Below are 13055 nucleotides of genomic sequence, written 5' to 3'. Positions count from 1 at the left end.
TGGGTATATTGTTTGTCTTATTTGGGCAAATTCCGCCCACGGTTGACCCAATCAATATATTCGGAATGGTAGCTACGCAAAAATTGAGGCATTAAATCAACAACGCCAATCGACTCAAATGTTTTTCTACCACTTATGCCTCCTTCACCTGTTAATCCTCCAGTCGCAGAGCCTTCTCCTTGAAGATCAACACCGGCACCAACCCACATGCCGTCTGCTGTCGGTAGTGTTGCGGATCCAACGATTGCTCCTTCTGCACCGGCCCCAATTTTGGCTTCTGCACCTAAATACGCGCCCCCTTCCCATCCTGGCAAGGACTCAAGCCCACCTTCGCTGGAAGGTCCAAAATATTCAGCTGCTGTAATACTAACGCCACCTATTGCTTCCGGCGTAATCAAAGTTGCGGTTTGTCCAGGACCGGCTTTCCCCCCTAAATTCCCTTGGATAAGAGGATTAGCTCCTATTTTCAAAAAGTCTTCAGAATTTGGATTCGTAATCAAAGACAATGCCAGGCCATATTCTATCGCCAATTCGCCACCTGCTGCTCCCTCAAGCGCTTCCACGCCCAGCCCGCCGTGCACGGCAACTTCAATTTTATCAACAAACACTGCATCGATAGCGTTCCGCAAAAAGAACTTTCTCCAACTTTCCTGCTGTCTGGATTGTTTTGGCTTTGGAGGAATAGGCATCGGTCGTGAATTACTTGATCGGATTTTTACATAAAAAATCTCACCCACTTCCAGTCTGTCCGGGTTCTCGAATATTTGCCACTGCTCATTGTACACAACACCTTCTACATAGGCACCGTAGCCCTGTTCTTTTGAGTATGTCTCATCAAGTCCCAAAGATTTTGCAGTCGCTGAAATCCACGTTCCTTTCTTTGCTTGGACTGCAACAAATGTATCTCCGAAATCATCCTGAAATTCGGCTAATATATTTCCGGCATTAAAACTATCTCTTCCATTGAGGTCAATTCTGCACGCCGGATTGTCGTGAGCATAGGCATACACATTAGGACCATCCTTAATGCCAAACGGGTCAATGCTCGTCCAGCGCCCCAGCCAACCTAATAGATAACGTGCTTGATGATAGGAAAAACCGCTTTCTTCATCCCGTTCCTTCCCAGTATAGCGAAAACGCTTACCGTTTTCCTCAACCACACCTTCTCCTGCGAAATATGCCGTTGTACCGAAAGGATGAAACTCTTCATATGAAATGATACGGCCCTTATCGTTTATCTCAAGGCTCGAGGAACCGAGATGATTCCCCATCTGGTAACGCACCACCGGCGAAATAGTGGATGCCGGTATAGAATCCTTGACGATTTGGGTATCGATCAAGGCGATGCGCCGTTGATCGTCCATGACATGCAGGGTTTCGCGTTCCAGGTCCAGCCGGTCGCCAACCCGCTCACGGTAGATCTCCCATCCGCCGAAGTAAATGCGTTCTTTGACCAGGCTACCATTTGTTTCGATGATCTTGCGGGTCCGCTGTCCGTCGGCATCGTAAACGTACCAGGCCTGTCCGCCACCGCTCAGATCCACATGGCAAAGCTGCTCGGCGACGTCCCAGTCCATTTGTTGCAGATGTGGCATGCGGGTCATGCTGCCGTGAGCGTTGTAGTCGTAAGTCTCGTCAAAGGGCATGGATGGATCGCCCAGGGTTGTTGCCAACAAGCGGTTGTTCTCCCCGGCGTATTGATAATGCCGTGACCACCCGCCACCGCCGGCACGATGGGCCATCTGCAGGATATTGCCCACCCCATCGTAAGTGTAGGTCTGGGTGTAGGACCGCATGGCGCCGCCGTCGTTGGGATGGGCTTCGGGCAGCCATCCGTTGAAGGAAGAGGGAGAACGGTTCTGCCCGGCATGCTCCCGGCCGGTGGCCGCGACCAGACGATAGAGCGGATCGTATGTGTATTGACTGTGCGGCTCGACCACCGCATTCTGGAAATACAGCGTTTGCTGGGTATTGTCGCGGATTTCGGTAATGTTGCCTGCGGGATCGTACGTATAGTTCAGATCCTGCAAGAAATCACCCGAATGGCGGCGCGTGAGCAATCTTTTCAGGCGGAAGGTGTCGGGTTCGTAGTCGTAGTCGGTGACTATTCCGTTACCGTAAGTGATCTGCCGGCGCTTGCCCCTGGCGTCGTATTCCATGTCGACGACGTAGGGCTGACGATGGCCGCCGCGAACAGCAGCATCCACCTTGTCCAACGCGCCGGACGCATTATAGGTCAGCCAGGTTTCGCTGGCGGGGATGGTTGGGTTGTGGGGCGACAGGGACCGGGTCACCCGGTTCAAGGCGTCGTACTCGGCGCGGGTCTCGAAAGTCTCGGATTGCAGCAGAACCTGCGGGTCATCCACCGACCAGTCGATGGTGGTTTTGTATTCCACCGCCAGGGTCCGCCGGGCGTGCAGCAGGTTGCCCTTGAAGTCCAAAGACAGGATTTCGATCAATCCGGCCTGGTCGTATGCTTTATGGGCGGTGCCGATGAGATTATCACGTCGCCAGGCATCGGCATCGGGTCCGTCGCTGTCACGATAGCGTGTCAGAACGATCGTCTTCCGGCTGCCGTTTTCGGTGACATTGGTTTGCGTGGGACGACTGAGCGCATCGTAGCGGTTTTCAAAACCATGGCCCCGGCTGTCCCAGCTACGCATGGGCTGGCCCAGCGCATTGAAGAGCGTCCAGCGCTCGCCGCCGTCCATGCTGTTCTGGTACACCGCCGGCTTGGGGCTTTTCTCATCCGTCGGTGGCAGCATGGCGTAGCGATAGTGCATGACCGTGTTGTCCCGGTCGTCAACCACGGCCAGGGTGTTGCCCTCGATGTCCAGAACGGTGCGGGTACTGACCTTTCCGGAAGCCCCATTGTCGGCCAGGGCATGGATCGTCCGGCCCAGGGCATCGGTAAACACCCGGGCGGGTGTATCCACATGGGCCTCACTCTTCTCGGCGGCCCGTTGCTGCGCCATGCCGAGTGCCCCGTCGATGCGTGCCGCATGCCAGCTGGGCAGGTATTCGCTGCTGTCCAATCCAGTGAAGTAATGGCCCACATCAGGATCCGCGGCCGGATTGGACTCCCGGGTTCCATCGGCTTTAACGATAACCAGCGTATCGCTGACGTCCCAGCTTGTCTGCTGCCAGGGATCAAAAACCACTTTCTCGTAAGTGTGGTTGGGGTACAGTTTGCCATCCATGCGGCCCGCTGCATCGTAGAAAAGGATCGGCGTGACACCGATTTCCACCAGTGCCGGGTCATCCTCATAGGAAGGGGTGACGCTGAAATAGGGCTCGTACTGCTTGACCGGGTTGCCCTTGTTGTTGAGAACCGTGCGGCCGTTGCCGATCCAGCGCACGGCATCGCCGGTATCCACCGTTTCAGTGGTGCCGTCGTCATTGCGGTATTTGGCCAGCCCCGGTTCAGCCTGTTTCTTGACCATGATCACCTGGCCGGCCCCATCGGCGTACTCGTATTGCTGCAGATAATCCGCCCGGTTCTCGCCTGGATCCACGGCGTGATGATTGACGTAGGTCCGGGTGTAGGCAAAGCCCGGCTGGTGAGTCGATGGATCGTAAAAACCGTAGTTCAGCTCGGTCGATGGATACGCCAGGTTGTCGCCTTCACAGGCTGCGTCGGGCGCCGGCGCCTGCCCATCGGTCAGCCCCGCCACCTTACCCATGACCGCCGACTTGACCACCATGCCCAACGCGTCAACCGCCACGGCGTGCCAATTGTGGTTGGGATCGCGGACAAACCGCGGCGATAGTGTGCGATAATCGTTGACCGCCAGGGTTTCGTTCTGCCGGGCATCACGGCTGCGAACAGGCAACAGCAGATAGTCGTCCAAATCGATCCAGGAAGGGTTTCCCAGGCAGTCATGCTCACCTGTTGGCAGATAAAATCGACGGGCCGCATCAGGGCCAAAAATCGGTGTGCCCGAAGGCGCCCACCAGTTGCCGTCACCATTGAGGTCAACATATCCACCATCGAAAATGGCAGGATCCACCTTGCCGCCGTATATGGATTCCATAAGCGACGGCGTAAAGGCCAACCGGTAGGTCTGCCAGCTGATACCCAACGGGTGGGGCACACCGGCATCCCGCGGCCCGTCGAGGACGTCATTGGCAAAACGGATTTCGCTGCAGGAGAGAAGGCGTTTGACCAGGCCCGTTTCCGAAGTTTGCTCATACCCGATCCCGTCGGCATCGTTAAAAGCACTCAAAATCGCATCCTGCCGGTAGAGTGCATCCGCTGACGAATTTAGCCCGCTCAGCGCATAGGTCGCCGTCTTCCACGGGACCGGCAGGCGATACGGTGAGTCTGAAAGCTCAGTGCCGATCCCCTGGGCAAGGGGACCATACACGTCATTGGTATAGTCGATGTGCGTAATGACGATGTGGGTTTTGGCCTGCTCGGCACGTACTGCTTCGGGAACGTCCGGATCACTGATCCGCCGGGGGTATCCCACGGTTGCCGAAACAAGTGGATGCCCATAGGCGTCGGTCTGCAGGGTCAACTGGTGGCTGACGCGCGGGTCCTCGGGGCGGCGATCCAACTGCAGGGTCAAGGACTGGCTGTCGATAACCTGAAACACGGCATGCCGGTTGTCCGCCCGGGGTTGAAGCCGTCTGATCTCGCAGGAATTTTGCGTGATCGCATAAGGGATGGATTCGTCGGTCGTACCGTCCAGGCCGTAGACCTCACTGCGCAAAGCCATGCCCTTGCAGGCCCGGAGCGCCTCGCGCCATTCGGCGGCGGTCAGACCCGTCGGCAGCGCCGGTTCTTCCAGCTGGAGATCCGCTATGGCGGATGCGGTGAAGTACTCCTGCCTATACTGCGCCAGGACATGGTTGTTGTCCATATAAACCCCGGTATGAAACCAGGTTTTGGTCAGCACCGGCGACTGGTGCAACACGCGATCGACGACATTGGCGGAATCGCCGTTGACAAAATGGGCGTAGTCCTCGGTGTCGGTCTGATCCACACGGCCGAATCCGCGGAACTCGCGTTCGGCGTGATCGTAGTACCCGTGATGATAACGGTAGGTACTGACAAAACGCGCATTGGTGATGTGATCAATGGTCTCCACCGAGGAAAGGCAGTGCACCGGAAAATGCAATCGGGTGATCCACGGCTCGCCGTTTTGTTTGTCTTCGAGATAAAATGCTGTCGAGGTGGTGTAGCCCAGCCGGACTTCCCGGCCCATGCCGTTTTCGTACGTTGCGAGCAGATAAGGTTTGGTGCCGGCCATCAGGTCAACATAACGAATGGACCGGTTGACAGGGGTTGGCAGCGGCGAAGACCAGACTACACAGGCCGTGCCCGCACCAAGCAGGTCGATGACCGAGACATCTGACAGATCGTCCACGTCAGGAAATGGGTTGATCGTCTGGAAAGGGTGGTGCCACCGGTTGCCGCCAAGATTCAGCCAGAAGCAAAGCTCGTCTTTGCCCAGGTAGATGAGGTCCGCGGTGCCGGATCCGTCCAGATCGGCCAGACGAACACGTCCGGGATCGAACTGATCCGGATGGTCGAACCGGGGTGCATCGCCCATGGTGACCTTGGCGCCGAAGCGGCCGTAGCCCAGATTGGGCCAATAAACGATACTGCTGTTTCTGATGCACACGATATCGGTCAGCCCGTCACCGGTCATGTCGGCCAGAACGATCGACTCGGATGGGTTGGTAAAAACAATGGCCGGCCCCTCTTCTTCGCTCAGGGCCGTTTCGGCCATCTGCGCGGGACCATATCCTTTTCGGCCTTGTGAGGGATACCAGCGAAAGGCGCGCTCCTCGGAAACCAGCAGATCCGGCCGCCCATCGCCATTCAGATCGATCAACCGCAGGGATGGATCTTTAAAATCTATACCGGGCATCTGATCGAAGGGAATGAAATCATCCCATTTTTCTCCATCCAAGGATTGGAAAAACCCCCTGGCCGGTCCGGTCGTGGAGACCAGCGCGATCGCCCCGTCGCCCTCCAGATCCTGAAGCTGCAGATCGCCTCGGGCAAGGCCGTGAACAGATGGCGCCGGGGCCACCTGGCGGGCGTCGGCAAATGCCGCGCGTCCCAGATTGCGCTTGTAGTAGAGCCCGTCGGCCTGCTCGGACAGCACACCGCTGAGCCCTTCCCGAAGAAGATCGACCCACTGGTATTGCCGGCCGTCGACCCCGCCGGGCAGGTGGGTCAGGCTATCCGAATCGATGGTTTTGATCTCGGAATCCCACGGGTGAGCCTGATAATTGAAAGTGATGGCCGGCAGGGATTTGGATTGCAGGGCGCCGCTGCCGTCGCGGGTAAAGCCGGTGCTGACGATGGTGGTGAGCAGGCTGAAAGTTGCGTTCGTATCGTCATACCCCAACGCCAGCTGGCGGACCGGTTCGCTGGCGGTCGGCAAATGCCCGGCGAACTGATGAAACAGCAAAATGCGTTGACACCGACGATACGTGCGGATTTCAAAGCCGGCCCGATAATCCGAGAATGGATCGGGTCTCACCCCCCAGGACAAGTTCTCTTCGGGATTCGGCTCCGAGGCGGTATGCTCCCCGAAGTCGAAAACCGTCTGAAAATGAAAATCGTTCGCGCTGAAGGGTTTGTCGAGAACTTCAGGGACTTGTGGATACAACTGATGGTAGGGTTGTTTGATGCCGTACCAGACGCGTTTGAGATAGGTTTGGGCCACCGGATGGCCCTGGCGGTGCCGTTCATAGGCCAGGCGGTGATCCACGCCGGCCATATCCTCGGTTTTGTAAACGTATTGGGTGTAGTGGCCTTTGTCGTCGTAGGCGCAGTCGATCAGCCATTTGAAAATCCTCGCCGGATTCTCAGGATCGGCGATTCTTGCCGAGGCACGATAGCCGAACACGCGGGTGACATTGGCGGCCGATGTGGTTCGCCACCAGATCACGTTCGTCACCGGATGCCGCCAGCGCTCGATCCGGGTAAAGGCCCCGTCGATGCGCGGCCGATAGGATTTAACCGCCCATGTCTCACCGGCCAGCTGTCTGGCCCCCCCCCTTTCCTGCCAGCTTTCGCCATGCGCCTCGAGCAGCGGAACGAGGTCTTCCACACCATCCAACATGTAAATATCTGAATCGTCCCGGTCCAGGTAGCGGGGCAACCCTTTTTCGGTTTTGCGGCTGATGGCCGCCGCGGTCAGGGTCCAGCCCAGCCCGAAAGGGCTGTTGCCGGCACCTGAGTCGTAGCCCAGATTCAGTTCCGGCTGGAAGCCGCGGGCAGAAGAAACCGGCAGCGGGATGCTGAGTGTGGAGGTTCCGGTAACCGGATTGGCCTTGAACTGCTCGCTGATGCCCTTGACAGCACCACCACCCTTCGGCAGGGTAATGGTGGCCTGCGGGCTACGATCGTTTAGTGGAGCCGGCGGGAAGTGGCCACCGGAGGGATGCTTTGGTGTATAATTATCATTTGAACCGAATGCAATGGATCTCCTTCCAATGTGTTCTCGAACCAATGCTCATGCTTATGGTGGATGACTATCAGAAGCATGTGAACGGCACCGCTGTTTCCAGGCGTGTGCTCTAATGAAAGATCGATCAACCCGGCATGAAAGGGAAGCATTTGGAACGAATACGTTTTAAGAGAATATCTGATGAAAAAGAATTGTCGCGCAGGTAACGGCCAGCGTCAGGCACAACACAATATCGGTTGTAAGATGAAGCCGAAACTAATCGTTTTTAGAGGATAATACGCTTTCAACCCATTTCAAGAGCAACGGTAAAAAAATCGATCCTTCGTCCCTAAATTACAGCAGCCAAGGATGGCAGTTAAAATGACAAAAAGAAGATTTCCGTGATCTCTCGTTATCGGACAGTCTTTATCCAAAAAATATTTTGCGTTGACATCGGCCGGGCAATGGTTTTTGTATCAGGCTTTCAAGTAAAAGCGCGGCCCACCACCAGAAACGGATTTGTTGATGTTCTTGAGGATTTGATATGGATAATCGAAGATGATGGAATTCATTACCGTTGGCATCCTGCTTGGCCTGTCGGCCGGTTTTGCTCCCGGACCACTGCTGGCGTTAGTCATTTCCGAAACCCTTCGCCATGATATCCGTTCGGGAATCAAAGTGGCCATCTCCCCGTTTTTCACCGATCTGCCGATCATCATCCTGACCTTGGTGGTGTTGTCTCAACTCTCAGGGTTTAATCATATCCTTGGCATCATTGCACTGATCGGCGGAGCAGTGATCCTGTTCATGGGCTATGAGAGCATGAATCCGAAACCGCCTGATCCAGATGCAGCGGGCGACAAATCAAGATCGCTTTTCAAAGGCATACTGGCCAATGCCTTGAGTCCCCACCCCTACCTGTTCTGGTTCAGCGTCGGCGGTCCCATCCTCTCCCGGGCGACAAAGCAGGGCATGGCCGCACCGTTCGCGTTTATTGCCTGTTTTTATGTATTTCTGGTGGGTTCAAAGATGGTACTGGCGGTGCTGGTCGGCAGATCCAAGTCTTTTTTAAGCGGCAAGGTGTATCGATATATCATGCGGTTTCTGGGGCTTGCCTTGTGCGTGCTGGCGCTGTTGTTGTTCCGGGATGGATTGAGGCTGCTGGGTGTCATCCATTCCTGATTCACCGAAGGCACTGCCCCAGTGAAATTCATTCACGACTGCGCCATGAAGTCAGCGGTATCTTTGATCAACTGATCCATCAGCACCTCGGGTACGCTCGGCGCCTGGGACAGACCAACGGCCTGCATGATCAAACCGGCCTCCGCCTGGCTTAAAATTCCCTTTGGAATCGCTTCGCTGTATACCCACACACCGGCCTCGGCGGCGGCCTTCGGGGCATCCAGCCCGGCCCGATCCGCCGCCGTTGCCAATTGAGCGGAAAGCAGCAATTCCAGCGCGGGTGTGTGCAGCCCCTGGCCCATCAGCAGTCTGGCACCACTTAACTTCTCCTCGGCCATGGCTGCCAGGCGGGAAGGCCCGGCGACCGACGGCTGGTCCTTTTTGGCATCATAATAGGTTTGCACCTGGGCCAGGGGTGATGCCGCCCCCAACCGGTTGAGGCTGCCCAGTGTCAGCAGATCGATCAGGGCCACGGGTACCTTTTTGGACAGATCAATGGCCACTTGCTCCGCATCCCCATCGATGCGGTCGATCACGGCAATCAACGATCCCTGGGAGCCGAAAATCCGTTCGATTCGCGGACCGAACGCCTCCTGCAAGCCCTTGATACAATCGCGCACGGCCTCGTCCAGGGGGCGGGCCGTGGACTGCCGTTGCACCTCGGGTGGGTTGGCGTCGTCAGCCGCCACTTCTTCCAATGGTTCTTCCGGACCTGCTTCCGTGGAACCGGCCAATTCCTCGATCAGGGTATCCAGCATTTTTTTGGACACACCCACCACATCTTCCGTGGCATCTTCGTTAACCACATTATCGAACAGATGCTGCTTGGTGTTCACCAAAGACAGAACCTGCTCTTCGTAGGAGGCGGCCGCCACCAGGGTGATGATCTGGACGCTTCTTTTCTGGCCCAGCCGATGAATCCGGGCGTTGCGCTGTTCCAGCACCGCCGGGTTCCACGGCACATCCATATTGATCAGGGCCGAGCCGGATTGCAAATTCAATCCCACGCCGCCGGCGTCCGTGGAGACGAACACCTGCACGGCATCGTCATCCCGAAAACGATCGATCAGTTCTCCCCGTTTGGCCGTGGGGACCCCGCCGTGCAGCCGCACATATCCCAAACCCATTTTGCGCAGCCGTTTTTCCACCATCCGGGTCATCAGTTCCCAGCAGGAAAACATCACGGCTTTGAGTCCCGATTGAATGCAGATTTCATCGAGCAGATCCGCCATTTCATCGAGTTTGGGACTGCCCTTGGTCTCCTTGTCCACCAGACCGGCGGCGTTGCACGCCATGCGGGCCTGCTGCAGGGCCGCGATCAACCGGTTTTGCTCGGTGGGGGTGAGCGGTCTGCGCCTGGCGATGGTGGCCAGCTGGCCGGCCTTGGACATGGCATCGTCATGAAACTCGCGCTGTTTGGCCGTCATGGGCACATCAAGACGTTGAATAATGCGTTCGGGCAGTTGATCGCTGACAATGCCGCGGTCACGCCGCAGCATGACCGGCGCCAGGCGTTTGCGCAAAACGGACAGGTTCCGGTACCCCAGAACCTTGCCTCTTTCGTCGGTCACATGAAAATCCACCATATACCGCCACAGCGGCCCCAGAATTTTCGGGTCCACCACCTGCATCAGGCTGTACAGGTCCTCCAGACGGTTTTCCAGGGGCGTGCCGGTAAGTACAAACGCATACCGGGTGGGGATGAGCTTGACCGCCGCGGCAACCTTGGTTCGCCAGTTTTTAATGCGCTGAGCCTCATCCAGGATGATCAGGTCGGGCTGCAGGATCTCGTTGATCATGCTCAAATCGCGTAGGAGCAACTCATAATTGATGACGAAAAAAGTCTTTTCCCGGCGATATTGCACGCCTCGTTTGGGCGGCGGCCCCTGGATGATCTGGCATTGCAGATCCGTAAATTTGGCGATTTCCCTGGCCCATTGCTGTTTCAGGGAGGCCGGACAGATGATCACGACGGTGCGGATGTTTTCGTGCGTTTTCAGCCAGACGGCCGCTGCAATCGCCTGAAGGGTTTTGCCCAGGCCCATGTCGTCGGCCAGCAGGGCGCGACCGGTACCGGCCAGAAATCCAATGCCCTGTACCTGATACGGATACAGCCTGGCATTGATGCCCGGCAGTGTTCCGCGACTGTTTTCGATCTGGCGAGCGTAATGATCCGTGCCCTTGTGGAAGCGGAAAGAAGTTCAAACGATGCTGCCTGGGCAAGGGACTGTCGACAACTATATTCAGTCAGGAGGAGCGATGGTCCGCGCTCGAAAAACTGGAACGATTTGTGAACTTGCAGCTGACTGAAGAGGAACAGGAAGCCTACGACATCTTCTATGACAAATGGGCCGATCGGCTCGATGAGCTCGACCCGGAATGGCTTAAGCAAAGCTATCCGGTCTACGACATGTGGCTGTATGTCGACCATCGGCTTTCGAAAGATACGTATGTGGTAGATCTTTTCCTGGAACAAAACCCGCCCCTGAGTCCCGGCGAGCGGCTGTATCTTGAACTTCTGCGCAATACCGCCCTGCGCCTCTATGAGATTGTGGATCTATCCCCCGGCGAGTCGGTCACCTTGCGCGATGTCATCGATAACCACCGCACAACGGTACACGAACAACAAGGCTCGCGCTCCATGCACAAATACGCGCTGATTGCGGCGCGCATTATCGCATTCGGCCCATCGGGCAAACCGGAGATGGAAATGGGCGTTTTTCACATTCCAGGTCTGATCCGGGAACCGGTTGTTGCCCAGCTTACATCCCACCACAAGGCGTACCGAGGCAAGCACCCACAGGCAAGCGGGAGCGAATTTTTCAAGGAAATGGCCCCTTTTTTACACGAGGCCTGGATCTCCAGCATCCTCAATCCTACCCTGCCCCGCATGGCCAACACGGACGGCGAGGATATTGTGGAAACATTTGTCCGCTTTGCTGTTGATGATTCTATTTGCCTGGAAACAGCGCTGGATGGGGCCAAGGCGATCGAGCGCACGCGGGAGGACGAATCATCCTGGTTCTGGATCGGCAAAAATCAGAAGAAAAAGTTGGAAGGTTCCTATCAGAAAGCCCTCCAGAATTCGCAGCCGGCTTATGATCCCTCCTGGATGTGGGAAGAACTCGGTTTCAAGGACCGCTTCAGGGCCGACTATCCACCGCCCATGGCGCATGAACGCGTGGCTGCAATGGTATCCGGATTAGGCCCACTTTGCCGCGGCGTGGCGGAGCAAGTTCGCAGGCAGCCCGGTTTCGATGATGCATCCACGCTGACGACAATTGAGGATATCCGGATGAACCTGGAAATTCAGCGTTTTTTGCGGGACATCGGTGCTCAGAACCCGCCTCCAACGAGCATCGAGAACCTCACAGCCCACATGGCGTACACGATCAATTTCGAACTCCACCGGCGCAAGACCTTCTGGGTAGACGATTCGCTGGCTTACATGCTGGCGAAAACGAATCTGGAGATACCCGGTTCCGATCTGCGCGCACCCTTTGCCAGTTTTGCGCTGGTCTTTACGGATCGCTTCGTGCTCTCCCTGGGGGAGCGGATGCTGTCCGTTGCCCCAGAATGCCCACTGGCAGGTCATTTTCTGCGTGTTGTCACAGTCTACGTGACAACACAGCGCCAAGCCCCGGATCGCTCGCTCCAGCTTTGCTTTGCCTTCGACGCCCTTGGCGCCGATCCGCCTCATCTGGTGACGCATCAGATGATGCTGCAGGCCGATTCCCTTATCCGGCCACTTCCTGAAGATCAATCGCCCATCGAAATCGAAGGGCACAATGCTGTGCCTTATGCCGACCCCTTTGGACAGTTGCTGCATGTCACCCTCAGCGCCATCCTCTATGCCACCAGCGCAAGCGTTGCACCGCAGCCGCGGTCGCGTCCCTCGGGCGGGCAGTACCCAAATGCGGAATTAACGCCAGACCAGCCGTTGTTCAGCGATGAAAAGGTTTTCTTTCTTCCCGGTTCGATCGAAATCTCCCGTTTGCGCCAGTTCCAGGAGCTGGAGCGTATCAGCAGCGGCCGAATGCTCCTTCATCGCTTCATGGTACGCGGTCACTGGCGTCGCGCGGCACCGGGTTGGCGTGACCAGCGGGTACGCTGGATCGCCCCCCACTGGAAAGGACCGGATATCGGTACGATCATCGAGCGGACCTACAAGCTGAAGCCCTGATTTATCCCAATCAACGGATTCGAGTGACGCATCGGTATAAAAAACTACTCCAAAATGCCTTCCAACTTTTCACGATCTGTTTTGGCGATCATAATTCCCCCCTTTTACGAATTGGGTGTTGGTTGTTAGCAGCCAGTCGCCCGATCCATTGTTTTTGTTGTTGCTCATCAATCAGGACGGCCGACTGCACTTTTCACCGGATCTATGATTTGGCCAAATTATTATCAGTGTGAGAAGATTACAGCTGTGATTTTGATTACGGCATTTTGGTGAGTCGC

Annotated in this window: 4 protein-coding genes and 1 pseudogene; 3 read left to right on the top strand and 2 right to left on the bottom strand. The window is 56.4% G+C overall.

All coding sequences use genetic code 11. From position 1 onward, the window contains the following. Positions 1 to 17 precede the first annotated feature (17 nt). Complete coding sequence (locus Dvar_RS08210; RefSeq protein ID WP_419661205.1) at positions 18 to 7475, bottom strand: SpvB/TcaC N-terminal domain-containing protein; 7458 nt, start codon at positions 7473 to 7475, stop codon at positions 18 to 20. 495 nt (positions 7476 to 7970) lie between these two features. On the opposite strand from Dvar_RS08210, the gene Dvar_RS08205 reads away from it, so the two are divergent. Beyond that, positions 7971 to 8594: a LysE family translocator gene (locus Dvar_RS08205; RefSeq protein ID WP_419661204.1), complete on the top strand. Its 624-nt coding sequence runs from the start codon at positions 7971 to 7973 to the stop codon at positions 8592 to 8594. A gap of 32 nt (positions 8595 to 8626) precedes the next feature. On the opposite strand, the gene Dvar_RS08200 is transcribed toward Dvar_RS08205, so the two are convergent. Next, a complete protein-coding gene (locus tag Dvar_RS08200; protein ID WP_419664089.1) occupies positions 8627 to 10708 on the bottom strand; it encodes a DEAD/DEAH box helicase in 2082 nt (693 codons plus the stop codon). 20 nt (positions 10709 to 10728) lie between these two features. Between Dvar_RS08200 and Dvar_RS08195 the strand changes: the two are divergent. Then, a pseudogene (locus Dvar_RS08195) lies at positions 10729 to 10812 on the top strand (SEC-C metal-binding domain-containing protein); the annotation flags it as partial. 72 nt (positions 10813 to 10884) lie between these two features. Further along, entirely contained in the window at positions 10885 to 12777 is a 1893-nt protein-coding gene (locus Dvar_RS08190; protein WP_419664257.1) for a hypothetical protein, read from the top strand. Positions 12778 to 13055 lie beyond the last annotated feature (278 nt).

Origin of the sequence: Desulfosarcina variabilis str. Montpellier, assembly GCF_048565275.1 — a bacterium.
GTDB lineage: Bacteria > Desulfobacterota > Desulfobacteria > Desulfobacterales > Desulfosarcinaceae > Desulfosarcina > Desulfosarcina variabilis.
The sequence above is the reverse complement of the archived record's forward strand: the minus strand, read 5'-3'. Positions and strand labels throughout refer to the sequence as shown.

Coding starts and splice junctions, on each gene's coding strand:
- Dvar_RS08205 (WP_419661204.1), top strand. CDS start 7,971: ATGATGGAATTCATTACCGTTGGCATCCTGCTTGGCCTGTCGGCCGGT.